At 45.6% G+C, this 26,013-nt stretch carries 22 protein-coding genes; 10 read left to right on the forward strand and 12 right to left on the reverse strand.

Going from position 1 to position 26,013, the window contains the following annotated elements; translation table 11 throughout:
- Window positions 1-158: 158 nt before the first annotated feature.
- The 5 genes from R7H07_RS08015 to R7H07_RS08035 all read right to left on the reverse strand — a co-directional run bounded on the left by R7H07_RS08015 (window position 159) and on the right by R7H07_RS08035 (window position 5,811).
- Entirely contained in the window at window positions 159-674 is a 516-nt protein-coding gene (locus R7H07_RS08015; protein ID WP_206959671.1) for a protein disulfide oxidoreductase, read from the reverse strand.
- Entirely contained in the window at window positions 671-2,782 is a 2,112-nt protein-coding gene (locus tag R7H07_RS08020) for a protein-disulfide reductase DsbD family protein (RefSeq protein ID WP_206959669.1), read from the reverse strand. Before R7H07_RS08020 ends, R7H07_RS08015 begins: the two co-directional genes overlap by 4 nt.
- A gap of 64 nt (window positions 2,783-2,846) precedes the next feature.
- Entirely contained in the window at window positions 2,847-3,245 is a 399-nt protein-coding gene (locus tag R7H07_RS08025; RefSeq protein WP_005376702.1) for a hypothetical protein, read from the reverse strand.
- 102 nt (window positions 3,246-3,347) lie between these two features.
- Window positions 3,348-3,950 carry a response regulator transcription factor gene (locus R7H07_RS08030; protein WP_025767241.1) on the reverse strand — a complete coding sequence of 201 codons (603 nt, stop codon included), beginning with the start codon at window positions 3,948-3,950 and terminating at the stop codon, window positions 3,348-3,350.
- 25 nt (window positions 3,951-3,975) lie between these two features.
- Window positions 3,976-5,811 carry a sensor histidine kinase gene (locus R7H07_RS08035; protein WP_170897268.1) on the reverse strand — a complete coding sequence of 612 codons (1,836 nt, stop codon included), beginning with the start codon at window positions 5,809-5,811 and terminating at the stop codon, window positions 3,976-3,978.
- 180 nt (window positions 5,812-5,991) lie between these two features.
- Between R7H07_RS08035 and dsrO the strand changes: the two genes are divergently transcribed.
- The 10 genes from dsrO (at window position 5,992) to R7H07_RS08085 (ending at window position 18,072) form a co-directional block, all read left to right on the forward strand.
- Window positions 5,992-6,759, forward strand: a complete 768-nt coding sequence (dsrO, locus tag R7H07_RS08040; protein ID WP_017821650.1) for a sulfate reduction electron transfer complex DsrMKJOP subunit DsrO — start codon at window positions 5,992-5,994, stop codon at window positions 6,757-6,759.
- Window positions 6,756-7,886 carry an NrfD/PsrC family molybdoenzyme membrane anchor subunit gene (nrfD, locus tag R7H07_RS08045; protein ID WP_206959668.1) on the forward strand — a complete coding sequence of 377 codons (1,131 nt, stop codon included), beginning with the start codon at window positions 6,756-6,758 and terminating at the stop codon, window positions 7,884-7,886. The genes dsrO and nrfD overlap by 4 nt, the downstream gene beginning before the upstream one ends.
- A 17-nt stretch (window positions 7,887-7,903) precedes the next feature.
- A complete protein-coding gene (locus tag R7H07_RS08050; protein WP_206959659.1) occupies window positions 7,904-10,996 on the forward strand; it encodes a tetrathionate reductase subunit A in 3,093 nt (1,030 codons plus the stop codon).
- A 277-nt stretch (window positions 10,997-11,273) separates the two neighbouring features.
- Window positions 11,274-11,837 (forward strand): c-type cytochrome, encoded by a 564-nt coding sequence (locus R7H07_RS08055; protein WP_373920870.1) that lies wholly within the window; start codon window positions 11,274-11,276, stop codon window positions 11,835-11,837.
- Between the two features lie 8 nt (window positions 11,838-11,845).
- Complete coding sequence (locus R7H07_RS08060; protein ID WP_017633872.1) at window positions 11,846-12,898, forward strand: c-type cytochrome; 1,053 nt, start codon at window positions 11,846-11,848, stop codon at window positions 12,896-12,898.
- 303 nt (window positions 12,899-13,201) lie between these two features.
- Complete coding sequence (locus R7H07_RS08065; protein ID WP_017821655.1) at window positions 13,202-14,533, forward strand: paraquat-inducible protein A; 1,332 nt, start codon at window positions 13,202-13,204, stop codon at window positions 14,531-14,533.
- Window positions 14,526-16,172 (forward strand): intermembrane transport protein PqiB, encoded by a 1,647-nt coding sequence (gene pqiB, locus R7H07_RS08070; RefSeq protein WP_005376682.1) that lies wholly within the window; start codon window positions 14,526-14,528, stop codon window positions 16,170-16,172. The genes R7H07_RS08065 and pqiB overlap by 8 nt, the downstream gene beginning before the upstream one ends.
- Entirely contained in the window at window positions 16,172-16,750 is a 579-nt protein-coding gene (locus tag R7H07_RS08075; protein WP_158156711.1) for a membrane integrity-associated transporter subunit PqiC, read from the forward strand. Before pqiB ends, R7H07_RS08075 begins: the two co-directional genes overlap by 1 nt.
- A gap of 102 nt (window positions 16,751-16,852) precedes the next feature.
- A complete protein-coding gene (locus R7H07_RS08080; protein WP_031778929.1) occupies window positions 16,853-17,626 on the forward strand; it encodes a hypothetical protein in 774 nt (257 codons plus the stop codon).
- Between the two features lie 206 nt (window positions 17,627-17,832).
- Entirely contained in the window at window positions 17,833-18,072 is a 240-nt protein-coding gene (locus R7H07_RS08085; RefSeq protein WP_005376679.1) for a hypothetical protein, read from the forward strand.
- Window positions 18,073-18,132: 60 nt separating this feature from the next.
- On the opposite strand, the gene R7H07_RS08090 is transcribed toward R7H07_RS08085, so the two are convergent.
- The 7 genes from R7H07_RS08090 to cmk all read right to left on the reverse strand — a co-directional run bounded on the left by R7H07_RS08090 (window position 18,133) and on the right by cmk (window position 25,973).
- On the reverse strand, window positions 18,133-19,971 hold the full coding sequence (locus tag R7H07_RS08090) for an extracellular solute-binding protein (protein ID WP_017633867.1): 1,839 nt from the start codon (window positions 19,969-19,971) through the stop codon (window positions 18,133-18,135).
- Between the two features lie 499 nt (window positions 19,972-20,470).
- Entirely contained in the window at window positions 20,471-21,172 is a 702-nt protein-coding gene (pyrF, locus tag R7H07_RS08095; RefSeq protein WP_005376667.1) for an orotidine-5'-phosphate decarboxylase, read from the reverse strand.
- 84 nt (window positions 21,173-21,256) lie between these two features.
- Window positions 21,257-22,432 (reverse strand): lipopolysaccharide assembly protein LapB, encoded by a 1,176-nt coding sequence (lapB, locus tag R7H07_RS08100; RefSeq protein ID WP_005376665.1) that lies wholly within the window; start codon window positions 22,430-22,432, stop codon window positions 21,257-21,259.
- A gap of 18 nt (window positions 22,433-22,450) precedes the next feature.
- Window positions 22,451-22,747, reverse strand: a complete 297-nt coding sequence (locus R7H07_RS08105; RefSeq protein ID WP_005376663.1) for a LapA family protein — start codon at window positions 22,745-22,747, stop codon at window positions 22,451-22,453.
- A 269-nt stretch (window positions 22,748-23,016) separates the two neighbouring features.
- Window positions 23,017-23,298 (reverse strand): integration host factor subunit beta, encoded by a 282-nt coding sequence (gene ihfB / locus R7H07_RS08110; protein WP_005385816.1) that lies wholly within the window; start codon window positions 23,296-23,298, stop codon window positions 23,017-23,019.
- Between the two features lie 213 nt (window positions 23,299-23,511).
- The gene (rpsA, locus tag R7H07_RS08115) at window positions 23,512-25,182 is read right to left on the reverse strand and encodes a 30S ribosomal protein S1 (RefSeq protein WP_005385817.1); all 1,671 of its coding nucleotides are present in this window, start codon (window positions 25,180-25,182) and stop codon (window positions 23,512-23,514) included.
- 110 nt (window positions 25,183-25,292) lie between these two features.
- A complete protein-coding gene (cmk, locus tag R7H07_RS08120; protein WP_021033981.1) occupies window positions 25,293-25,973 on the reverse strand; it encodes a (d)CMP kinase in 681 nt (226 codons plus the stop codon).
- Window positions 25,974-26,013 lie beyond the last annotated feature (40 nt).

Consider the following 26,013-nt stretch of genomic DNA (forward strand, 5'->3'; position numbering starts at 1 on the left):
TTCCTCCTTGATAACCAGAACGATGCTCGAATGTAACACGCAATAAGCATCTAGACACTTATTGGTTAACTAGTCCTTTATGGAATGTGACCGACTGGTTGTTTAGGACAACAAAAAAATCCGATACTCTATATTTTGAATATCGGATTTTTATTGCGTTATCGAGCTAACCAAATTCTCGTTAATATTCCTATCGGAGTAGTAACGCCAGTTGTGACGGAGGAAATTTCACCATTTCTTAAAACATAAATGGTTGGGGTCACGCTAATTTTCCATTCGCGCATAATATCGCTTGAAGGATCGTTTATGTTTTCGAAACGATATTCTTTTGCCCTCATAAACTGCGCCACACGCTCATTCGGTCCCGACGATCCAGAAACGCCAACTACGGTGTAGTCATCACTCAGCCAACTCACGCTTGGGCTTACAAATTTACAAGCGGGACACCAAGTCGCCCAAAAATAAACAACGACAGGTTTTTCATAACTTTGCGCGATTGCATCGAAGTGTTCGCCATCGCTCAAGACTGAGCTCAATGGTGGTGACTCCTGTTTAGGAATATCTTTAGTGCGATACCAATCCATCGCGATGGAAATGACGGTGACAATGAGCACCATCTGTACGATTTGAACGAGCCAATATCGGAATGTTCTACGCCGCTTTGTCGAACTCATTGAATAGCTCCCCCACTCGCTTGCTTCACCGCACTTAAAACAACATCATCAGTCAGAATCACAGGTAACGGGATACCTTGCGGCGCTGCCGGGCCATAGACGATGTTAAACGGCACACCGTAACGCCCATGAGCTCGTAAAAAGTCAGTTACCGAGCCGTCCGGATGTGTCCAATCCCCTTTTAACGTCGCTACATTAGGGCTTTGCAGCAATGAGTAGACAGGATCTTGCCAGATCACACCGATCTTGTTCGCTTTACACGTGACACACCAATCCGCAGTGACATCCACAAACACCACTCGCCCATTATTGACGTGATCTTCAATCGCCGAGTTAGAAAGCTTCTGCCACGCTAAGTCCTCAGGAAGCGGTGTCGCCCATTGGTCGGCAGTGACACTACCAAGTAACAGGCCACCAACTATCAACACTAATGACGCAGTTCCGGATACAGCAAGCGCTTTCTCACCATACACTTTCTTAACTCTTGCCATCATTACAACAAAAGCAACCACAGCGATGAGTGCAATCCATAACATAGGTACATGATTTGCCATTAATGAAAGTAGCCAAACGCTGGTTGCCAGCATCATTATGCCAAACGCTATTTTAACGACATTCATCCACGAGCCAGGCTTTGGTAGTTTCAGCGCGATATTTGGAAACACAGCGACTAAGAGCCAAGGCAGTGCCATACCCAATGCTAATGCTGTAAAGGTTGCAAATAACGTTAATACGTCGGCACCCAAGGCAAACGCCACGGCCGTTCCTAGAAAAGGCGCGGAGCAAGGCGTCGCAAGCAATGTGGCAAACATACCTTGAACATAGTGACCAACTAGGGAGTTATCACCTTTCGAGGCTAGCCATGTATTGGTACCCGATGATAGACGGACTTCAAACAGCCCCAGCATATTGGCCCCAAACAAAGTGGTGACCAACACCATCAAACCTAAGAACCAAGGGCTTTGAAATTGCACGCCCCAGCCAATGGCATTACCTGTTAGCTTAAGCACCAAAATAAAACCAGCGAGAATCCAGAACGACGTTAATATACCAAGTGACGAGGCAACAAACTGAGCGCGAATTTGACGACGCTCGATACCTTGAGCGGCAACAATACTACTTAGCTTCATCCCCAAAACCGGAAGAACGCAAGGCATAATGTTAAGAATTAAACCGCCGAGCAACGCGAATAGAAAAACACTCGTTAGAGACGTGCTCGGCAACGGTTCAACTATTGCCTCAGCAGTTGCTTGAGTGGTTTCTTCTGCTAGTAAATTGGTGTCTTTGATGGTCACAAACAGCGACTGACCATCTAACTCCACATCGCCCAGCCAAGTATCAACGATATAGCTCGCGGTGACGATGTTTCCTTCTTGATGCATTCCTTCAAGCTTGAAGCTATAGTCTCGCGTTGCTTCATCGACACCATCCACCAGCACTTGTGGTTGTTGCCAACCCTGACTGTTCTGTAGCTTGATTTGTAGTTTCGATTGGTTCGCATCCCAACTCGCCTGAGTAACATCAATAAACGGCGATGGCTGCGGCACGTTACTCACTGCTTGAGCGTAACTGAACATCACGCCTTCATCGACTTTTAGATCAGAAGGCAAGAACGTCAATTGAATTTGATAGTCCGTCAGCACACAAATCGTCGTACAAGAAGAAAGTGTCAGTACCGCATCAATCGTGACAGGTTTGGACATGTCTTCGACGTGCAGCGTCATGGGGAACAAAGTGTCGCCTTTGTACCCAAGAGTCTCGATACCTAATAGTTCGAATTTTTGTGGGTGCGGCCATTGCCAATCCACTTTGGATAAATTTTGTGAATTTTGCCAATCAATAGAGGGTGCTACGCCGCCCTCACCAGGTGAACGCCAGTAAGTTTTCCAGTCCCCAGCCAACTTGACGTCCAGATAACCAGTGATTGTTTTGGCTTGCGGATCTTGTTGACCAGTGAGCACAAAGCGCGTTTGCACTGGAGGATGTTGTGGGTTGGTCAGCCAACCTGTATCAGTAGTTTGAGCTGAAATACTCAGAGAGAGCAAACTCAAAGCAAGCGTCATAAAAAACATGGACGCAAACTGAGTCAGTTTAGTAATTTGATTCATAGTGATTCCTAGTTAAAAGACAAAGGTGCTAAATAACTGACGCTAGTGGTCAGAAAGCACGCTTTTATTCTCGGAACACACAGAAAGTCAGATGGACTCGATACTTACGGCCTATCGGTTCCGTCCAATGTTGCGCACCAATATAGGCACTGCACAACCAAATTGCCGAAGCAAAAAGACCGACAAACAGAACAACAATAAATACATCGAGTTGATGTTGAGAAAACTGAATTAACTTTTCAGACAATTCGCACTTGCTAGTTTCTTTAGTATCAATCGACTTGACGCTCGAACGCTCATCAGCAAGTGAAACCGCGGGCGATTCCGTCTCATATTTCATAGAGCATGACGATGCAAAGCCTGAATTTTGCATCAGACACACAACGACCACCCAGCCAATAATCGCCAGTAGCCATTTTGCCCGCTTATGTGGCGTGTGATGTCGTTTAGTCAACAAACTCATAAGAATTCAGATAAAGTAAGAACGAAGAAGATAATACGCGAGTCGTCATAAAGCTCAAGTTGTATCCTCTAAATAGCCTTAAGAGGCTTCACTCGGTAAGCTTTAATCTAGCTTGCCATAAATATATGCCAACTCTGCAACGGTTTTTGCCGAGAACTTCTTCAATAGATTAGCTCGGTGTACTTCAACCGTTCGCATTGCTATGCAAAGTTCGTCAGCAATACGAATGTTGCGCTTTCCTTCAATGATCAAACGTAAAATGTCTTTTTCTCTAGGTGTGAGCGATTCATAAGCCGATTTTGCTGCTGCCATATCGAGGTTTGTGGCAGACTGCGCCTGTCCCTGCAAAATGGCTCGTGCCAGTTCATCGCCTTTGACTGGTTTTTGGAAGAAATTGACCGCCCCAGCTTGTAATGCATCGACCGCCATCGGGACATCACCATGCCCTGTCAGATAAATAACGGCCAACGGGCTGTTGGCTTGATTTAAAATTTGGTGCACTTGCTGACCACGAAGGTTGGGCATTCGACTATCAAGGATCACGCATCCGGCCTGATGAATGTTCACTTTATCGAGAAAAGATTGCCCATCAGCAAAAGTCGTCACGTTGAAGTCATGCTCTTCCAGCATAAAAGCGAGCGAGTCACGCACCGATTCATCATCATCGACTACAAAAACAGGTAGCTGCTTTTCACCGCTGCTCATTGAATGCTCCTATGTCTAGTTCAGATTAGTTTTGATATGGAAACACAAGCTCAACCAAACAACCATGTGGTGCTATCGAGCTGATGACAAACTCGCCACCATGCATTTCCATCACATCGCGACAAATGGCCAACCCCAGCCCAAGCCCTTCTTCTTTGCTACTCACAAACGCTTGAGTCGGATTCTCTTGCTGCAACCCTGTACCATTGTCTAACACTCGAATAGAGAGTTGACTGATTTGGTAATCGCAATGCAGGGCAATTTTACCTTGATAACCTGATGAGTGATATTTCTCTTGGAACAAAGTACACGCATCAATCGCGTTGCTGATCACATTAACTAAAACCTGTTGTACGCCAACTGCATCGACAAGTAACGGACGAATGTTCCCTTCTGTACTGGCCACAATAGAAATGTTTTGCTTCTGCATCCGAAAATGGAGTAACTCAATCGTGTCATCAATGAGTACTTGAAGATCGCACGACGTTTTGTCGACACTGCGCTTGCGAATCAACGTTCTTAATCGCTGAATAATTGCATCGGCTCTTTCAACTTGGCCCTGTATTTTCTCAAGCACAGGGACAATATCTTCATGAGGGCGCTTTTTGGCCAAGCGAAGTAAACCGCCTTCACTATAGTTGCGAATGGCTGCCAGTGGCTGATTGAGTTCATGGGCAAGACTAGTGCCGATTTCTCCGACAATCGCGACCCTTTGTGAATGTTCTAACTGTTCACTTTTCTCTTTTAATCGCAACGATGTCTGCTCCAAAGCTTGCTTACTCTTGCTAAATCGATACTCAAGCCAAAAGTGGTACGCGTTCAACACAATCACAAACATGAACAGCGCCCATGCCCATTCTTGATGACTACGCAGCCAGCGTAGAGCCTCACTCCACCAAGGTTGTTGCAACGGATGGAGATCCAACGCCTGATAAAGTTTGTCGATGCTCAGCAAGCTGACGGGGGACGTCCAACCTGACGCGCCTGCCGCAATAACCGCAGGGTGTTCAGGTGGCATCGCTAACAATACTTGCGCAATCTGTTTGGCGATCTGAGCTGAGCCGCGCTCTGTTTTGGCAAATGACCAGTTAGGATAAAGCGGTGTGGAAACAGCGCATAACGAGCGCTCGTTCGGCTGTTGATTTAAAACTCGATAATTACTCGGTTGTAAAAGCCCTTCACTTAGCATCTGTTCCAATAAACAAGCAGGGACAACGGCCGCTTCCACATTGCCATCACGTAATTGATACAGGTTGGCATCAATAGGAAAACCAAGATAGCGGACATCAGAAAAGAAATCGTTTGGATTAAGCCCCATTTTGACTATTTGATAGCGCATCGTTAGATAACCACCAAACGCTTTTTCTGATACCGCCGCAACGGGACGTCCAGAGACATCTTGCACCGTTTGATAACTTGAATTGGCTCGAACCACAAGCGCCGAACCAATGCCGTAATTCGAGTTTTGTGGTGCTCTGCTGGTTAGCGTTGCCATCCACGACAGCGCGTATTGCCTGCCCAACCGCACTGCCTGACCTGGGTTGGTTAAGATGAAATCCATGGTCTGAAACTTCACCGCTTCGCCCATTTCATCCAAGTTAAGGGGATGAAGGACAAAATGCACATCGGAAATTTGCTGATTGAGCCAATCAATGGTCGGTTGCCATCTCTGCTCGGCATAAAGATGACCACGTATCGCTAACACGCCCACTTCGACTTTTTTCTTGACCTGTGGCTGCTCTGCTTTTTGCTCTTGCATTCCTTGCAGATCTGCTTGTTCAGAAACTGCGCCCTGAGCCAAAGATGCAAAGGCAACTAAGCAAAGAACCCAAAACTGAAGCAACCGTGGCGTTTTGTTCATGATGAGTAGAATCGTTCCTTCGAAAGTAATGGAGCAAGAATAACAGCTACCCTTGGTAAACCACATTTGTTTTAGATCAAGTTTGATCTGGGTATGTGGAAATCCACAATATAAGCCTCGCAGTGCATTTCTCACAATGGAATCAGTCAATTCAAATACAACAAAAAAAGCAGGTGAGTTATGGATTCCACCAAACGTCGCTTTCTCAGCGCGGTCACAGCCGGAGCCGCGTTAATTCCAGTCGCTGGCATTGGCACGGCAACTGCGGGAAACATTATTCGAAATAACCAGTCCGCTGACCGAAAAGGACAAGTCGGGAAGCGTTATGCCATGGTGATAGATTTGCGTAAATGTGTCGGATGCCAGGCTTGCACTGTGGGTTGCAGCATCGAGAACCAAGCGCCAATCGGTCAGTTCCGAACCACCGTAAAGCAATACGAAGTTACGTTAGATGATGGCTCTACAGCCACGCGAGAAGCAAAAGCCTTTATGCTACCGCGCCTGTGTAACCACTGCGACAACCCACCTTGCGTGGCAGTGTGTCCGGTTCAAGCAACCTTTCAGCGCAAAGATGGCATTGTCATGGTGGATAACAGCCGCTGCGTCGCCTGCGCGTACTGCGTACAAGCTTGCCCTTACGATGCTCGCTTTATCAATGAAGACACCCTCACCGCAGATAAATGTACCTTCTGTGCTCACCGTCTAGAACAAGGTCTATTGCCTGCCTGCGTGGAAACCTGTGTTGGCGGTGCACGTGTAATTGGTGATTTGAATGATCCATCAAGCGAAGTCCGCCGCTTAATTGCGAAGCACCAAGACGATATCAAAGTGCTAAAACCCAATGAAGGCACCAAGCCTCACGTGTTTTACATCGGCATGGATGAACGCTTCACCAGCCACATCGACGGACAACCTGCTATTTACGACCCACAGGGAGAGCGCGCATGAACATCACCGAAGTGTTAGTCCAACCTCAAGCGATGGCTTGGCTCCCGTGGGCGGTGCAATATTTCTTCTACATCGGTTCGGCTTATGCGGCTGCTGTTTTATTCCTAATCGCCCTATTATTTGAAAAACACACCAGTCACAGACTGCGCGCTGCGCTTGTTCTGACGCTGGCCATCGGCGCCATCGTGGGGCCATTAGCGTTAACTGGCGACCTTCACCAACCGGGACGCGCATGGCATTTTTACGCACACATCACTCCGTGGTCATGGATGTCTTTAGGGTCGCTTTTCTTGCCTGTTTTCTCAGGTTTAGCGGTAGTGACTGCATGGCTGTATCTCCGCGAGGATCTGATCAACTTACGTAATCAGCCAGGGAAAGTACTGCCTCTAATTTCAAAGCTGTCACTGGGTGACTGGGCGCTCTCTCGTAGAGTCATGCTTATGGTATCTGTTATCACGGTGCTATCAGGCATCACCATTGCAGTCTACACAGGCGCTGAAATTGCAGTCGTTAAATCGCGCTCTTTATGGCACCAACCCGCGTCGCCGGTTCTTTGGTTTGTCACTGCATTTATGAGCGCGGTCGGATTTTCTCTGTTGATTTGGCTCTTGCTGCCTAGTCAGTCAAAGACGCTGACATCTGGCGATACTAATTTACTTAAAAAATCAGTGGTTACCAGCGGTGTATTAACGCTGATACTGCTACCGATTTGGGCATCCAACAATTCCGCATTTTCGCTCTATTCTAGTGAACAATGGATGCACAACATTGCCCTGCTCACTTTTGTCGTTTTAGGTTGTGTTTTGCTCGCTTTCATCTTCTTGCGCGATACCAAAAAGTCCGCATCAGCCAGATTTCGTCACGTCATAGGGCTCAGTTTCGTGTCTGCTGCCGCACTGGCAAGTGCATGGCTGATTCGCTGGTTTACCATCATGGAAGTGCAAACCATCGCCAAGTTCGATGCAGGGCTGTATCCATACCAACTCACTATGGATGGAAATGGCTGGATAGGCATTATCGGCATGCTCGGATTATGGCTTGCACTGGCACTGCTCGGTTCGGAGCTGGTTCAGTCAAAACAAAAGATCGAAGTAAAAGCCTCATCACTCACCTTAACTGAACGCTAATCAAAGAGGATTTCATCATGGATAACAAACGCCGTCAGTTTTTGAAATCAGGCATTGCAGTGGGTGGGCTTGGCGCATTCGCTGCGGGTTACGCTACCACCACCAAACACATAGTCGAGGGTGCGCTCGAAGGCACTGCGGGAGAAAAAACGCGTGATATTCACCACGGTAACTCGCTTGAACCAGAGTACACGGTCAACAGCAAAGGCAACCTAATCCCTAATCCAAATCAGCGCGTTGCGCCATCGATGTGCTTTGGTTGTTGGTCACTGTGCGGATTGCGTGTACGCATTGATAACCGCAGCGACGATATTTTGCGTATTACTGGCAACCCATATCACCCACTCTCTCATCAGCAAAACATTCCGTTCGAAACGCCAGTCAAAGATGCTTATTTAAGTTTGGCAGGAGAAGCGGGCCTTGACGGTCGTTCAACAGCATGCGCACGTGGCAATGGGATGCTAGAAATTCGCAACAGCCCGTACCGCATTACTCAGCCACTGAAACGAGTTGGAAAACGCGGCGAAGGAAAATGGATTCCGATCAGCTACGAGCAATTGATAGAAGAAGTCGTAGAGGGTGGTGATTTATTTGGTGAAGGCCATATTGATGGCTTACGCGACATCCGCGATTTAACAACGCCCGTAGATCCTGAAAACCCAGAATATGGACCGAAAGCCAACCAATTGTTAATGACCAACGCCGGTAACGAAGGCCGAGACGACATATTCAAACGCTTCGCGTTCAACAGCTATGGTACACGTAACTTTGGGCATCATGGCTCTTACTGCGGCTATGCATTTCGTGCTGGCAGCGGCGCATTTATGAACGACTTAGATAAGAACGCACACTTAAAGCCAGATTTTGATAATGCGGAATACATCATCTTCATCGGTATGTCGCCAGCTCAAGCGGGTAACCCTTTTAAGCGTCAGGCGCGCCAACTCGCCAATGCGCGAACAGAAGGCAGCTTGGAATACACCATCATCACGCCAAGTTTGCCGGCGGGTTCATCGAGCTTGGCCGCCGGTGACAACAACCGCTGGATACCAATCAAACCGGGCACCGACTCTGCCCTCGTGCTTGGCATGATCCAGTGGATCATCGAAAACCAACGCTACAACAAAACCTTCTTGGCGCAGCCGGGGGCAAACGCGATGAAACGAGCCGGCACCGCGCACTGGTGTAATGCTACGCATCTTGTGATAAGCGATAATCAGCACCCGAGAAACGGCACGTTTTTACGCGCGTCGGACTTGAATCTGCCATTCGAGGGCGAAGCGTTGTCTGACTCCGACCCGTACGTCATCGTGGATGATCAAAGCGGCGAATTTGGTGTGCATACCCAGACAGAAGAAGCGGCACTGTTTGTCGATAAAACGGTTTCGCTTGCATCAGGCGAAGTACGAGTAAAATCGTCTCTACAAAGGCTCAAAGAAGAGGCGTTCAAATACAGCCTTGCGTTCTACAGCAAACAATGTGAGATCCCTGTTGAGCAAATCGCAGAACTAGCGAAACGCTTCACCAGCTACGGCACAAAAGCGGTGGTCGATACCCACGGTGGCAACATGCACACCAATGGGTTCTATAACTCGTTTACCATCATGATGCTCAATGCATTGATTGGTAATATCAACATGAAAGGCGGCGCGATGGCCAAAGCGGGTGGCTACCCAACTTCCGCTGCGGGTCCTCGTTACGACTTCACCAAATTTGCGGGTAAGGTCGGCCCGAAAGGCGTCTTTCTATCGCGCAGTAAATTCCCCTACCACAAAACCAGCGAATACAAGCGTCGCGTTGAGGCAGGAAAATCCCCTTACCCAACTCGCGCACCTTGGTATCCGTTTGCAGCGCCACTGCTGACAGAGCACCTATCTGCGGCTATTGATGGTTATCCATACCGCGTTAAAGCGTGGATCAATCACATGGCGAACCCAATGTATGGTGTACCCGGTTTGAAAGCGCTGCTGGAAGACAAGCTTAAAGATCCAAAACAACTCGGTTTGATTGTGTCTGTTGATGCGTTCATTAACGAAACCACCGCATTGTCGGACTATATTGTGCCGGACACGGTCACCTACGAAAGCTGGGGTATGGCAACGCCTTGGCACGACGTTCCGGTGAAAACCGTCACCGCTCGCTGGCCGATTGTGGGAGCGCGAACAGAGAAAACCGCCGATGGTCGTTCAATTTGCTTAGAAAACTTTTTGATTGATGTCGCCAAGAAAATGCAACTAGGCGGCTTTGGTGACAACGCGATTCAAGATGCGCAAGGGAATTGGCACGCCCTCCACAGCGCTGAAGATTTCTACTTACGTTCCGCGGCAAACTTGGCGTATGTGAAAGGCGGGGTGCCTGAAGTTTCGGCAGAAGACATTGCGTGGTCCGGCCTAGAGCGTTTAATGCCAGCCATGCAGAAGACGCTGACAGCGGATGAGATGAAACGTGTGGCGTTTATTTTTGCTCGCGGTGGACGCTTTGAAAATGCAACCGAAGCGTATCAAGGTGAGCAAATGAAGCACAAATGGACACGACCTGTTGCGATATGGAATGAACGTGTCGGCAGCGCAAGAAACACCATGACCGGTGATTTCTACACCGGTTGCCCAACATGGCATCCACAAAAACTGGCCGATGGCACACCAATGGAAGACCAGTTCCCAAGCTCAGAGTGGCCTTTCAGCCTGACGAACTTTAAATCCAACATTCACAGTGCGGTATCCAATCTATCGCCAAGGTTGAACTCGATTAAAGGCGTAAACCCAGTGTACATCCATCCAATCGATGCCGAGCGCGCAGGCATTAAAACAGGTGATGAGTTTGTTATCGAGACACCATCTGCAAGCACCAAAGCACTCGCGATGATAGTCAGCGGGATTCGCCCTAGTACACTCGGATTTGAACATGGGTTTGGTCATACCGAGCTAGGACAACGCTCGCACTGGATCGGCGATAAACAACAACCCGTAAAAACGCGCAGCCAAGATGGCGTCAACATTAACGACATTGGCTTAATTGACCCTACTCGAGAAGGCAAAGGCGTGTTGTTGGATTGGGTAGTGGGCGCGGCGGCACGTCAGTCCCTGCCGGCCAAAATCCGCAAAGCGTAACGCCGCACGTTAAGACGTCTCTACCACTTAGAGCTGCCGATTTGTGCAGCTCTTCACCACTTTGTTTTTATCGCTTATAGAACAACCAATAAAAACAAATACGGCCATTTACACTTATTAAATATGTGGAAATCCACAATACCTTTCATTATTGACAAGGCCGACAATATCGTCCAAGTGACTACCAAGTAGCACTTAGACATATTAATAAAAATTAAAGTGAGTCAGCATGTCAAAAATTCTTCCAGTGGTGGTGGCCTGTTTGTTAGCAACCACTATGGGCGCAAGCGCCTCTTCTATTCCGGAAAAAGCCAGCGTATGTAGCGGTTGTCACGGCCAAGATGGCATGGGACAGCCAAATATCGCGCCGATGATCGCTGGTTTAAACGCGAACTATCTCAACACTCAAATCGAACTATTCCTTAGTGGCGAACGCCAAAATGTGGTCATGCAAGGCATGGCGAAGGAACTCAACGATCCCGCAGACCGTAAGGAAGTTATGGAGTACTTTGCTAACCTCCCGAGCTACGAGTTCACGAATCCAGAACAACGCGGCGACCAAGCTGATATTCGTAACCCGTATCGTAAATTAATTTTCCAAGGCGATTGGGATAGAAATATTCCAGCTTGCGCAACTTGTCATGGAGCCAGCGGTATGGGCGTCGACAAGTTCCCTCGCCTCGCAAGCCAACATGCTGATTACTTAAAAACGCAATTGATGGCATGGAAAAACGGCACTCGCAGTGGCGACCCGCTCAATATGATGGGGACCATCGCAAAAAATCTCACTGACAAAGAGATCGAAAATCTTGCTTACTACTTTGCCTCATTACGTTACTAGGAGCAGTCATGAAACGTTTCTATTCTTTGTTCGCACTGCCTTTCATTTCTACGCTCGTACTAGCTAACGATCCATTACCGGACCGCCAGAAAGAGCTACCTGCGATAGAAAAAGAAAATCACGGTGAATACTTAAAACCGCGTGATCTCAGCACAATCCCAAACACCGCATTTGGTGAGCAAGTAAAACGCGGTTACTCGCTCTTTGTTAACTCACAACAAATGCGCGGAAAATACGTTGGCAACGAACAAAACTGTGTGAACTGCCATATGGAGGCAGGACGAAAAGCAAACGCTGCGCCACTGTGGGCAGCTTACATGGCATACCCGGCATATCGTAAGAAAAACGATCGCGTAAACAGCTATGCTGACCGTATCCAAGGTTGTTTCGAGTATTCCATGAACGGTAAAGCGCCCGCTTACGATTCGACAGAAATTGTTGCCCTTAGTGCTTACGCCTACTGGTTAGCGATGGGCGGCTTGCTTGACAAACATGGTATGACGGATGAACCCATCCCAGAGCTAGACGCAAAAGCGTTGCAAATTGGTGGAAAAGCAAAAGACTTTCCGTTGCCTGAAGCCATCGCACAAGCATTACCAGTTGAAAAGCGAGGTAATCTCTCTGGGCGTGGCTACCCAAAAATCGCCGCCCCTGAGAAAGAACCATCAATAGAGCGAGGCGCATTGGTCTACGAAAAGAACTGTGAAACTTGCCATCGCGCCGACGGTTCAGGCATCAAAGACACCAACGACCATTCATACATTCCACCACTTTGGGGCGAATATGCGTATAACTGGGGCGCAGGTATGCACCGGATTAACACAGCGGCCTATTTTATTTACGAAAACATGCCGCTTGGTAAAAGTGTACAGCTGACAGAGCAAGAAGCTTGGGATGTCGCAGCATACGTCAACAGCCATGAGCGTCCACAAGATCCTCGATTCAAAGGCAATGTCACCGCAAACGCGGAGAAATATCACCAGCACCAAGGCTATTACGGCAAAACGCTCAACGGTACGCAAGTCGGCTCCAATGCCTTTAAGAGCGGAACGGTCAAGTAAAGTACAACTAAGTACCTTAAATAAAATGCTCTTTTTCCCTGCTCTGATTATCTGGGCAGGGTTACTTACCCTTAAAAACAAGTAATTACCCCCCTCCACAGACAAGCAATATCACATTATTTTCGACTTCCAACATACTCATCTTCGCCGTAAAATCTTGTACCAAACGCGACTTCGTTTATGTCTTAGATCTCCCATATCCTCTAATGCCAAAAGTAAGAAACTCGTAAACTCCTGAATCAAAACAAGCGTGCCTAGTGAAAAAAGAGTATTCTTAAAGCAAATGAATCTAAAACCTACCCGATGAGTATTCAACCTAATTCCCGTCAGTTAATTTCATGCGAAGAGTGCGGCCTTGTTGTTCGCATTCCCGATATCGAACAGGGGCAAAAAGCACAATGTCCTCGATGTTCGCATTCGCTGACTAAAGTGAATGCCAAGCCTTACCAAAGCGTGATCGCCATATCATCGGCATGTTTGATCATGTTAGTGCTAAGCATTTCTTTCCCTTTTATGTCGTTCAGCGTGCAAGGGTTGTCGCAAGAAATCACCTTGTTGCACGCTGCCAAAATGCTGGCTGAGTTTCAAAATGTGCTTTTGGGTGTGCTGCTACTCGCAACAGTTATCGTTTTGCCTGCAATCTATGTTGGTCTCATTCTCTTTCTTCACCTTGAAGCATTAAAAGCACGTAAACATACCCCCTCTAGAAAGCAGCAACGAATGGCAAAAGTTTTATGCCGTCTTCTGTTTCGAGTCGAACCCTGGTTAATGGTGGATGTCTTTTTGATTGGCGTGTTGGTCAGCTTAATTAAAATCGCTTCCCTCGCAGACATAGGAATGGGCACTTCATTCTGGGCGTTTTGTGTATATACCGTTCTGGTAGTCAAATGCATATCAATGGTCGACAAAAGCTGGCTCTGGGGGCACTTTATTCCAGCTATCGAGCTATCTAATGTAAAAGAGGGTGATACGCACCATAACCACAACCATATTGGTTGTCATACGTGTCACCAGCTCAACCCTATTGAAGCTAAAAAACACCAACACTGCATTCGTTGTAAAAGCCCTATTCACAAATACAACCCCGCAGACAACTTACAAAAAGCTTGGGCGCTTTTGTTTGCTTCAGTCATTTTCTATATCCCTGCAAACCTCTACCCTATGATGTACACCGTAAGTCTTGGACATGCAGAAGGTTCGACTATCATGGAGGGGGTAATATTGCTTTGGCATTTAGGTTCTTACCCTATTGCGATGGTAATTTTCTTTGCTAGCGTATTTATTCCAATGGCGAAAATGCTGGCACTCGCGTGGCTGTATTACAATGCGCAAAAAGCGCGATATCTTCCGCACGAAGAGAGTATTTCACGCTTAAAGATCTACCGCATAACTGAGTTTATTGGCCGTTGGTCCATGATCGATATCTTCGTCGTCGCGATCTTAGTTGCACTGGTTCAGCTGCAAAACTTAATGGCGATTTATCCAGGTCCTGCTGCGCTCTCTTTCGCGGCAGTGGTCATTTTTACTATGCTTTCTGCAATGATATTTGACTCACGTTTGTTGTGGCAATTGCCACAAAACGAAGTGCAGGAGCCGATTTCTGACAACTTAAACGAGAAAGCCAAATATGAGTGATGAGAACAACGTAACCGCTCAAATAAAACCGCAAAAGCAGATTTCTGCGATATGGATTGTCCCGATCCTTGCGCTAGCCATGGGAGCGTGGATGCTGTTCCAATATATCAACAGTACAGGCCCACAAATTACTCTCCAACTGCCAACCGCAGATGGGATTGAGGTTGGCAAAACCGAAATCCGAGCATTGAATGTAAAAGTCGGACTGATTACTGAAGTCACTCTCAGTGAAAATTACGATCACATCATCGCTAAGGCACAAATGAACAAGGATGCAGAACGCATGCTGCGAGATGACACCATGTTTTGGGTGGTGAAGCCTCGTATTGGCCGTGATGGCGTTTCAGGTTTAGAGACCTTGCTCTCTGGCGCTTATATCCAACTTCAACCGGGTAAATCTAAGATAGAGAAAGAGCGCTTTACGGTCTTAGATGTTCCCCCAGTGGCCTCTCCTGATGCAGAGGGGTTACGCCTTGTGTTAACACACCGCGAGGCCGGTAAACTAGGCGTTGGTGACCCCGTCATTTATAAAGGCTTTACGGTTGGTCGTGTAGAGAAAACCAGCTTTGATGTTGACACTCGCAAAGCGTTATACCAACTCTTTATTTTCAAGCCTTATGACAGCTTAGTGCGCACTCGTACCAAGTTCTGGCTGAATTCTGGCGTAGATTTACAGCTCAATGCTGAAGGGTTCGAAGTCAAGTTTGGCTCATTAGAGAGCATGCTAACGGGTGGTGTTACCTTCGATACCGTTCCAGGTCTTGAATCCGGTGAACAGCTCACTGAAAATATGGTCAACTTCCGCTTGTACGATGATATTAAACAACTTCGAGAAGGCATGTACGATGATTATATTGAATTCGTTATGCTTTTTGATGAATCGGTACGAGGACTTAAACGTAAGGCACCTGTCGAATATCGAGGCTTGAGAATTGGTACTGTGATGCGTGTACCAATGCGACTTCCAACCCCAGAAGAGAACTTTTCTGCGAAAAAAATTCCTGTATTGGTACGTATCGAGCTCGGCCGTGTTTATGGCGATTTCCAATCCCAATCTTTACCAATGTTAAAAGATAAATTGAAGAGTGAGTTTGCTAAAGGCCTACGTGGTACTTTAAAAACAGGTAACTTATTAACAGGCGCACTATATGTTGACGCCGACTTCTATCCAAATGACGAGCCTTACGTACCGAGTAAGTTTGCTGATTTAGATGTTTTCCCAACCATGCGTGGTGGTTTTGCGCAGGTTCAGCGCCAAGTGAACGACTTCCTAAATAAGATTAATAACTTACCGATGGAAGAAACGCTAGATTCTCTCAATTCAACGTTAAAAACGTCTGAAAAAACGTTAGCTTCAGCAGAACGCGTGGCGGACAGTATTGATAAACTTTTGAATCAAAAAGAGACGCAAGAGATCCCAACAGATATTCGCCAAAGCTTACAGCAATTACAAAAAACACTCGATGGTTATGGGCCCAACTCAACCATGTACAGCGAAATGGAAGCCACGCTAAAAGAATTAGAAAGCGTGATGACAGAGTTTAAACCCGTACTTAAACAGCTAAACGAAAAGCCAAACTCTCTTGTGTTTGGAGAAGATGAAATCAGTGACCCAATACCAGTTAAAGGCCAAAACTAATGAAACGAGTATTCTTTCTGTCTATCGCGCTATTTGTCGGTCTAACGGGTTGCAGTAGCGCTCCGCAAACTAAAGGAGCTATGTACCTTCTACCTAAGGTGGAACCAGTGACGCTGAGCTCTTCTGATATCGCTCAGCGCCCAACTTTAGTTGTTCGTCCAGTGACATTGGCGAGTTATTTGAATGATAGTGGCATTGTTTATCGAACCTCTGAGACCCAAGTTATTCAGGCGAAACACAATCAATGGGCGCACAGTATTTCTGAGCAAATCACTCAGAGAGTCGTCGCGGAGCTGCGTCACAAGCAAAGTCATTACTGGCCGGCTGAAATGAATAATCTGTTGGATCAAAGCGGTGAAGCCAAACTCCAGCTTACGTTAAATAAATTTAATGGCAGCTACAAAGGTAATATCGAAATTGAGGGGGAATGGTTACTCATTAATGCCGAAGGTAAGGTAGAAAACAGCGCGCCAATACAAATCTCTCAGCCGCTTCAAGATGAGGGCTATGAAGCGCTCGTCAACGCTTTATCCATAGGCTTAGAAAGCCTAACCTCAGACATTGCCAAACAACTCTAAGTCAATGTTAATTACAGGGAAGCAAGTTGCTTCCCTTTTTTATGCAGAGTGTAGCGACTTCTACTAAGCTGAAAGCTGACGAAAAGCCGAAAAGGAAATTGGATGAAACCATGTAACCTGCTATCACTCTCCTCACTCATTCTTGTATTACCTACATCAGTAGCGCTCTCAGCCGAGACACAAGAATCTCGTTGGCGAAATAGCATAGAAGTGTACATGCTAGGACTGAATATCCACGGGGATACCAGTATTGGTCGCTTTTCATCAGAGGTGGATGTCGATCCTAAGTTCATCGTAGACCACCTCGATATTGGGGCGATGTTGCGATTCGAGAGTATTTACCAAAGTAAGTGGGGCTACTACATAGATTATAGTTTCATGAACTTAAGTGGTGATGTTAATAATATCAAGGGCGCTCTGCCTAACGCTCGTTATCGTGCGGACATCGAAATACGGCAAGGTGTTCTAGAAGCAAAGGCATTCCAACGCGAACAATATTCATTTGGTAAACTGGATTATATGTTTGGATTACGTTGGTGGGACAATGACATCACCGGCAAGCTGTATCGTAATGACAACCGGGTACTAGAAGATAGACTGTCATTACAAGAAGATTGGGTCGATTTTTTAGTTGGCTTGCGACTCATTGATGAATTGAGCGAAAACTGGCGATTTCATGCCAGCATCGACGCCGGACTTGGCAACGATACTCACTTCACTTATGCCATTCAAACTGGTGTTCGTTATAGCTTTAACGAATGGTCTGATCTCAACTTAGCTTACAAGTCGACCTGGGTCGATTACAAAAATGAAGAGGTATTTGAATATGATACGGCTTCTCAAGGGCTTTTAGTCGGACTTGGCTTTTACTTTTGATTAGGTTGAACCCTAGCCTATATTCAAGCGTTGTAACTTGTACCAACTCTAGGTACACGTCTAGTGCCACGTTACAGATGCTTAAATAAGGCAAATTGATCTTCATCAGACTATAAATTGCTCTTCGGTGCTACTCTCTGTCACAAAATATAAAACCCCACTCTATGACCTCATATAGGTCTTGTTGATAAGGTTCCCGAATAGCAATGTCGATTAACATTTCCGATTTAACCACCGCCCTAAATAAGGTGGAGCATATTCATAAAGTGCAGCTTGAAAACGTACATCAGTTCTTCAAAGCAAACGAAGCTTTCTCGTTGCAAACATTCAGCCAGCTGATATCAAGCGACTCGCTTGATGATCGATTTAAAACCATCGATAAAGCGTTCTCTTTGCTTGGTGATGCAAAAACCTACCTTTTAGAAGCGTCTTACCTTATTAAGTAAAAAAGAAAGCCCCGATAAAATTCATTACCGAGGCTATCATTTTCTATCTAAACTACTGATTTACAATTTGTAACGATCATCAATTACCGTTAATTCTGGGAAGGTTTTACCCTCGTCCATCGCTTCTTCTGTCTCTTCTTTTACTTGGTTATCAATCCAGAAATTACCGATATCCATTGGATGAAGCACCCATTCTGTCGCTTTTGTCATGCCATTTTTAGGAATTTTAACCCAGCGCCAATGAGCAACTCGAGAATAAGGCACCATGTAGCCAGGAACGATGATATTCGCTTTGCTGACATAGTTTTGGATTTGATGCGACAAGTCGTAACGTTTCTCCTGATCAAATTCAGAGTCATACGCTTCAATTAACTTGTCTAGCTCAGGGCTGCTGTAGTTGGTGTGAGCATTCGTTTGTGGTCGATTTGCATTATCCGAGTGTAGGTATTCCCAATACGCAGGGATCTCACCAGAGCCCATATTCAAAAACGCTAGCTGATGCTTTTTCTCAAGAATGTATTTAAACGCAGATGAGCCATCCACCAAGTTTAACGTGAACTCAAGACCAGCAAGTTTCGCTTGCTCTTTCAGGTATGCAATACGCGGTGTCCAAGAGTTGTATCCGTAGGTGATGGCAAAGCTCAAGCGTTGACCCTTGTCGTTAACACGAATACCATCTGCGCCCACTTTGTCAAAGCCCGCTTTTTCGAAGTGTTTAACCGCCGCATCAGCATCAAACTTTGGCGGTGTATTGTTAGGATCATCGTATTCGCCATGACCAAAGCCGAGTCCATGCGGTTTACGTGAATAATCTCCACGCATGATGTTTTCAATCATGCCGTCATAGTCAGTGGCTGCCATAACACCTTTACGCACTTCTAGGTTATCCAACATCGGCATCGCTGTGTTCATCCAAAGACCACCAGCTCCTTGCGGTGCTTCGTTAAAGCCCCAGTACTTTTGGATATAGCCTTTTTTGTACACATCACTATTGGTTTTGTCATGCCAAAAGCTTGGTAGCACCATCTCAAAGTAGTCTAAGTTGCCTTTCTCAAAGTGCTTCATGGCAATATCAGGATCGCGAATTACCTTAATGCGAACCTTTTCAACGTTATAACGGTTTTTATAGTAGCGGTTGTTGTATCCCCACCAATCTTCACCGACATGTTTGAATGTCACGCTCTTACCTTTCTTCACTTGATCAATGTAGTAAGGCGCTGCGGTTGGCTCAGATTTAAAGTTAAACTTTCTGACGAAGTTATCAGGCATGCCATCGTTATTTGCGTCCTTTTCTCCTTCAAAGAAGTGTTCAGGACGAGGCTGAAAACCATTACTTGGCATGTTAATCATAACCATAAGTGAGTCATGACTTTGAGCTACAGCAAGATTGACTTTGATCGTGTAGTCATCAATTTTTTCAACACTCACAATACTGTTTGTGAAGAAGTCGTTATACCACGGGTCGATAATGTCTTTTGACGTGTAGTACTTCATCATAAAGACGTAATCATCTGCTGTAATTTTTTCACCATCTGACCACTCGGCCGTTTCGTCGAGTTTAAAGAATACGGTTTTGTTGTCTTCTCCAAATGCCCATGACTTAGCAAGTTGAGGGATCCATTTGCCAGTATTTGGATGACGCTGAGCCAGTTTTGGTGAACCATCCATTAAGTATTGGCGCAAACCTGAGTTCGCATCTGGACCAACACTTCGTAATGTTTGCGGAAAGCTCTGAATGTAAGTGCGATAGGTGCCCCCTCGTACCGCCTCTTCAGAGGCAAATAGAGGTTCGTTGTTGTTTGAAATCCATTCGATATCAGCTGGCAATTCTGCCGCACTCAGTTGAAAACTGGCAGCGGTCAGTGTTGCTAGTACTGAAAATGGCAGTTTTTTAGTCATGTTTCTTCCTTGTTGTGTTTGCGCACTAAGGTCGTAACAAGGAAGACAGCGTGTGAAAGCTCACAGAAAGCTGCGATTTAAAATACGCAGATAGGAAATAATAGGAACGTAATATGAAGTGACGTCCTGCCAGCTTCTATATTAATTTCAAAGAGTTTCACTAGGTCATCCTAGACCTTACAACGCAGTGAATGCATATTCGCCATAGTATTCTTTAGACATTTGTAACGCAAGCCATCAATAACACATGGTTGCATTTTCGAGGCATCACAATGAGTTATGTTACAAAAGTGTGATCGGCATAGTACCAAGCCCTACTTTACTCAGAATAAACCGCAGAACCTTTATCTCAATTGGCCCCGATATACCAGTTACAGCGAGTAAATGACCAGACATAGCTGGTTAAAAGGAATGGTTGTTTACCGCGATTAGTATTTTCATTCGATGTAAAAAGTGAGGCATCTTAGCCTCACTTTTCTCCATACAATCGAGACAGTGCTTACATGTTAGATAAGCTCTCATTGATCGACTTCAGCACTTCTGCAGGATTTGACGCTTGAGTGATAGGGCGACCAATCACAAGATAATCTGAACCTGATTGGATAGCGTCTACTGGCGTCATGATACGGCGTTGGTCACCTTGTTCTGAACCAGCAGGTCGAATACCAGGGGTCACTAATTTAAATTCTTGGCCTAGTTCGCTCTTCAGTAGTGAGGACTCTTGCGCTGAACATACCACGCCATCTAAACCTGCGTTTTTGGTCAAGGTTGCTAGACGAATCACTTGCTCCTGAGGCGCAACATTCAAACCAATACCAGCTAAATCACTTTGTTCCATACTAGTTAGTACCGTTACACCGATAAGAAGTGGACGATCTTTACCATATGGCTCAAGAATTTCACGTGATGCCGTCATCATACGCTCACCACCGCTCGCGTGTACGTTCACCATCCATACACCCATTTCAGCCGCAGCGCGAACTGCTTTCGAACAGGTGTTTGGAATATCGTGAAATTTTAAATCTAGGAATACAGAGAAACCACGTTTATGGAGTTCACGTACAAAATCAGGACCAAATAGCGTAAACATCTCCTTGCCAACTTTTAGTCGGCATGACGCAGGATCAATTCTATCTACAAACGCAAGTGCATCTGCTTGGTTATCATAATCCAGTGCGACAATAACTTTTTGGTCGATCATTTCATCTCCTAACTGTTTTGGTTCTTATTAAATAAAAAGTTAAAAAAATGCAGCGGACAGAAACTCTGCCAGCTGCATTAAGAATTATTCACCATCCAATCCGCGGATTGGCTTGATCGTCCCCCATCCTTTACAGGACGGACAATGCCAATAAAGGGAATGGGTAGAAAATCCACACTTCCGGCATCGGTAATGCGGTTTCACTTTTAACTGTTCACCCACCATCGCTTGTAGTGTTGATAGGCTGTCTTTCGCTCGACCATCTTCTGCTTCTGCAATGTGGTAGTCAATTAAACGGTAGAAGCCCTTCATGGTTGGGTTTTTCAGCAATTGTTTCGTCAGTAACTCTTGAGCAGCCCCAACGTTCTCGTGATGAGCAACTAATTGAGCCAACATCAACTCGGCTGATACGCCTGCTTTCTTATCAATACAAGCTCTCAGAAACTCGACAAGTTCATCTTCCTGACCCAGATGATGATAGCATTCTGCAATAGTTGGCAAGACATCACTGATAAAGTCTTTATCTTGCTCAAGTACCCCCGTCAGATATTTGATGGTGTGCTTATAGTCTTCAGACTCTAGGTAAATTCGTCCCAAAGCAATACTTGCTCGAACACACTTCGGGTCTTCCGCTAACGCTTTTTTAAAATGCTGTATTGCCTTATTAGTATTCCCATCAGCTTGGTCGAGCATGGCTATTTCACACCAAAAATGGGCAATATTTGCACGCATCCTTGAGCGTTTATTACCTAACTTAGCCAATTGGTTCGCGTAATAAATCGCCTTTTCCCATTCTCGTGTTTGCTGATAAATGGTCACTAATTGTTGAAGAGCCGCCTCTTTGTAATCTGGCTCTTCGACTAACTGTTCGAAGATTTTCTCTGCACGATCAAGAAAACCAGAGACCATGTAGTCTTTCGCTAACTGTTGAAGGGCGAGGTTCTTTTGGTCCAGTGTTAAGCCTGAACGAGAAATAAGATTTTGGTGAATTCTGATTGCGCGGTCGACTTCACCACGAGACCGGAACAGGTTACCCAACGCAAGGTGAGTATCGATGGTCTCGTTATCAACTTGGAGCAATTCAATAAAGTGATCGACAGCCTTATCTGATTGGTCAGAGAGCAGCAGATTAAGACCCGTCATATACTGACGAGAGATTTGATGAGATTGCTTCTGCTTGTCTTGCTGAGCGCTGCGATGCCCCATATACCAGCCATACGCAGCAGCTATAGGCAACAACAAGAAGAGTAGTTCAAGCATTAAAGTTAAGCCTTATCCTTATGCCTGTTTTTCAATGGCTGGCTTATCAGCAGCGTTGTTTGATTCAGTTGGTTCGTACTTTTTCAGTTTTTTCTTTAAACGACGGACCTGTAGCTGAGTTTTCAGTTGGATGCTACCAAATATAACCCACGCTAAAGCAAAGCCAACCACAAATACTACACCTAATAGCGTAGATAAGTGGAACTCTCCTTTTGCTAGAAGATAGTTAAAAGTCACGAGCTCTTGGTTTTGGGAACCTAACGCCAATGCAATTAAAAAGAGAGCTAAAACAGCAACGATTTTTATAATTTTCATGTTACATCACCCTTCTAGGAGTAAGTCGGTAAGATTATGCAGGAAAATGCTTCTTCAGACTACGTATATTAGCAATAATCTATACCCAAGTAACCTCAAGATGCTTAGTTTGTAGACATGCTTAGAAGTTAAAGTTATTTGGGTATAGAAAACAGCTGAATCCACAATTAGATTAGTAAACGATCTTGGATGTATGACTAACTTGGATACATTACAAAAAAGCGGCATACACAAACGTATGCCGCTTTTTTCAAACTAATAAGAGTGCATTAACCAATATTTACACGCTCACGAAGTTCTTTACCAGGTTTGAAATGTGGAACGTATTTACCTTCCAATTCCACTTTATCGCCCGTTTTAGGGTTACGACCTACGCGAGGCTCGCGGTAATGAAGAGAAAAACTACCAAAGCCACGGATCTCGATACGGTCACCGCTCTCTAGTGTAGAGGCCATGTGCTCTAAAATATCTTTTACAGCATCCTCTACCTCTTTCGCTGATAAGTGTGTTTGCTCAGCGCAGAGTCTTTCAATCAGTTCAGACTTAGTCATAGTTGCCCTCTTTGAGTATCTTTATCACTTATTATAGTAAGTAATACTAATTCCAACAAACACTTGCTGACAATTCTAGACAAATTTTATGCAAAATGCGCAATGAAGAAATGCCTTTTATTAAGATAGTTTACTGTCATTAGTATTACTACTTAAATATGACCAAATATAAAAAAGGAGCCTTGCGGCTCCTTTTTTGCTTAAGCGAGTATATTATTCGCCTTTAGCAGCTTTGAAAGCGTCAGCCATTGCGTTACCGAATGCATTGTCATCTTGCTTGTTGATAGATGCCATTGCTTCTTGCTCGTCAGCTTCGTCTTTAGCTTTGATAGATAGGTTGATTACGCGGTTCTTACGGTCTACACCTGTGAACTTCGCTTCAACAACATCACCAGCGCTTAGGATTAGAGAAGCATCTTCTACGCGATCGCGTGATACTTCAGAAGCACGGATGTAACCTTCAACGCCTTCTGCGATTTCAACAGTAGCGCCTTTAGCGTCAACAGCAGTTACAGTAGCGTTAACTAGAACACCTTTCTTGTTGTCAGCAACGTAAGCATTGAATGGGTCATTTTCCATTTGCTTGATGCCTAGAGAGATGCGCTCACGCTCAGCGTCTACTGCTAGAACAACTGCAGAGATCTCGTCGCCTTTCTTGTACTCACGTACAGCTTCTTCGCCAGCAACATTCCAAGAAATGTCAGATAGGTGAACTAGACCGTCGATGCCGCCTTCTAGACCGATGAAGATACCGAAGTCAGTGATAGACTTGATCTTACCAGTAACTTTGTCGCCTTTAGCTTGTGCTTCAGCGAATGACTGCCATGGGTTAGCTTTACACTGTTTCAGACCTAGAGAGATACGACGACGTTCTTCGTCGATTTCAAGAACCATAACCTCAACTTCGTCGCCAACATTAACAACTTTAGAAGGGTGGATGTTCTTGTTAGTCCAATCCATTTCTGAAACGTGAACTAGACCTTCAACGCCTTCTTCGATTTCAACGAAGCAGCCGTAGTCAGTTAGGTTAGTTACGCGACCAGTTAGTTTGTGACCTTCTGGGTAACGCTTAGCGATTGCTACCCATGGATCTTCGCCTAGTTGCTTAAGACCTAGTGATACGCGAGTACGCTCACGGTCGAACTTAAGAACTTTAACTTGGATCTCGTCACCAACGTTAACGATTTCAGATGGGTGCTTAACGCGCTTCCAAGCCATATCAGTGATATGTAGAAGACCGTCAACGCCACCTAGGTCAACGAACGCACCGTAGTCAGTAAGGTTCTTAACGATACCTTTAACTTCAGAACCTTCTTGTAGAGTTTCTAGAAGCTCGTCACGCTCAACGCTGTTCTCTGATTCGATAACTGCACGACGTGAAACAACTACGTTGTTACGTTTTTGGTCAAGTTTGATAACTTTGAACTCTAGCTCTTTGTTTTCTAGGTGAGCAGTGTCGCGGATTGGACGTACGTCTACTAGAGAGCCAGGAAGGAAAGCACGGATACCGTTTAGTTCAACAGTGAAACCGCCTTTAACTTTACCGTTGATGATACCAACAACAGTTTCAGCTTCTTCGTAAGCTTTCTCAAGTACGATCCAAGCTTCGTGACGCTTAGCTTTCTCACGAGAAAGTTGAGTTTCACCGAAACCATCTTCAACAGCGTCTAGAGCTACGTCTACTTCAGCGCCAACTTCAACTTCAAGTTCGCCAGCAGCGTTCTTGAACTGTTCAGCAGGGATAGCAGATTCAGACTTAAGACCAGCGTCAACAAGAACGAAACCGTTCTCGATAGCTACTACAGTACCTTTAACGATGCTGCCTTGTTGGAATTCTGTTTCGTTTAGAAACTCTTCAAAGAGTTGAGCAAAAGATTCAGTCATTTAATTAATCTTCAATAAATTAAACTTCCACGGGTATCCTACCGCATGGGGTTATTAAATTCGCCAGTCATCATCCTTGCGACCAACGCTCTTAGCCTAGTCGAGTATTATTACTCAGCTAGCTTCGATTCGATATATTGTAGTGCCTTTTCTACTACTTCGTCGATAGTCATCGACGTAGAATCTAGCACAAGCGCATCCTCAGCAGGGCGTAATGGCGCCACTGGGCGGTTACGATCTCGGTCGTCACGCTCTTGGATCTCGCTTAAAAGGTCAGCAAATCTAACATCTAACCCTTTCTCTTGCAACTGTTTAAGGCGTCGATTTGCACGCTCTTCAGCACTCGCATCAAGGAAGATTTTTGCTTGCGCACTCGGGAATACAATTGTGCCCATATCACGACCATCAGCAACCAGACCCGGAGCGGTCTCAAATGCACGCTGACGACGTAGTAATGCTTCACGAACACGTGGCAAAGCCGCAACTTTAGATGCTGCCATACCCGTTTCTTCTTTACGAAGCTCCCCTGACACATCTTCGCCTTCTAGAATGACCTTAACTAAGTCACCTTCCGCGATAAATTGAACGTCTAGGTGTGTTGCTAGTGGGACAAGAGCATCTTCTGACTCGGTGTCGACACCGTGGTGAATCGCAGCGAGTGCAAGTACACGATAAATTGCGCCAGAATCTAAGAGTTGGAAACCCAACTTTTTCGCCAGCAACATACATAAAGTGCCTTTACCTGCACCACTAGGTCCATCTACGGTTACAACCGGAGTTTGAGAGGACATGTTCTTCTCCACCAATAGTTTCTTTTCAGCAATTTGCTCG

This window comes from Vibrio sp. Vb1127, assembly GCF_033338735.1.
Taxonomy (GTDB): Bacteria; Pseudomonadota; Gammaproteobacteria; order Enterobacterales; family Vibrionaceae; genus Vibrio; species Vibrio alginolyticus.

Coding starts and splice junctions, on each gene's coding strand:
- R7H07_RS08015 (WP_206959671.1), bottom strand. CDS start 674: ATGAGTTCGACAAAGCGGCGTAGAACATTCCGATATTGGCTCGTTCAA.
- R7H07_RS08020 (WP_206959669.1), bottom strand. CDS start 2,782: ATGAATCAAATTACTAAACTGACTCAGTTTGCGTCCATGTTTTTTATG.
- R7H07_RS08025 (WP_005376702.1), bottom strand. CDS start 3,245: ATGAGTTTGTTGACTAAACGACATCACACGCCACATAAGCGGGCAAAA.
- R7H07_RS08030 (WP_025767241.1), bottom strand. CDS start 3,950: ATGAGCAGCGGTGAAAAGCAGCTACCTGTTTTTGTAGTCGATGATGAT.
- R7H07_RS08035 (WP_170897268.1), bottom strand. CDS start 5,811: ATGAACAAAACGCCACGGTTGCTTCAGTTTTGGGTTCTTTGCTTAGTT.
- dsrO (WP_017821650.1), top strand. CDS start 5,992: ATGGATTCCACCAAACGTCGCTTTCTCAGCGCGGTCACAGCCGGAGCC.
- nrfD (WP_206959668.1), top strand. CDS start 6,756: ATGAACATCACCGAAGTGTTAGTCCAACCTCAAGCGATGGCTTGGCTC.
- R7H07_RS08050 (WP_206959659.1), top strand. CDS start 7,904: ATGGATAACAAACGCCGTCAGTTTTTGAAATCAGGCATTGCAGTGGGT.
- R7H07_RS08055 (WP_373920870.1), top strand. CDS start 11,274: ATGGGCGCAAGCGCCTCTTCTATTCCGGAAAAAGCCAGCGTATGTAGC.
- R7H07_RS08060 (WP_017633872.1), top strand. CDS start 11,846: ATGAAACGTTTCTATTCTTTGTTCGCACTGCCTTTCATTTCTACGCTC.
- R7H07_RS08065 (WP_017821655.1), top strand. CDS start 13,202: ATGAGTATTCAACCTAATTCCCGTCAGTTAATTTCATGCGAAGAGTGC.
- pqiB (WP_005376682.1), top strand. CDS start 14,526: ATGAGTGATGAGAACAACGTAACCGCTCAAATAAAACCGCAAAAGCAG.
- R7H07_RS08075 (WP_158156711.1), top strand. CDS start 16,172: ATGAAACGAGTATTCTTTCTGTCTATCGCGCTATTTGTCGGTCTAACG.
- R7H07_RS08080 (WP_031778929.1), top strand. CDS start 16,853: ATGAAACCATGTAACCTGCTATCACTCTCCTCACTCATTCTTGTATTA.
- R7H07_RS08085 (WP_005376679.1), top strand. CDS start 17,833: ATGTCGATTAACATTTCCGATTTAACCACCGCCCTAAATAAGGTGGAG.
- R7H07_RS08090 (WP_017633867.1), bottom strand. CDS start 19,971: ATGACTAAAAAACTGCCATTTTCAGTACTAGCAACACTGACCGCTGCC.
- pyrF (WP_005376667.1), bottom strand. CDS start 21,172: ATGATCGACCAAAAAGTTATTGTCGCACTGGATTATGATAACCAAGCA.
- lapB (WP_005376665.1), bottom strand. CDS start 22,432: ATGCTTGAACTACTCTTCTTGTTGTTGCCTATAGCTGCTGCGTATGGC.
- R7H07_RS08105 (WP_005376663.1), bottom strand. CDS start 22,747: ATGAAAATTATAAAAATCGTTGCTGTTTTAGCTCTCTTTTTAATTGCA.
- ihfB (WP_005385816.1), bottom strand. CDS start 23,298: ATGACTAAGTCTGAACTGATTGAAAGACTCTGCGCTGAGCAAACACAC.
- rpsA (WP_005385817.1), bottom strand. CDS start 25,182: ATGACTGAATCTTTTGCTCAACTCTTTGAAGAGTTTCTAAACGAAACA.
- cmk (WP_021033981.1), bottom strand. CDS start 25,973: ATGTCCTCTCAAACTCCGGTTGTAACCGTAGATGGACCTAGTGGTGCA.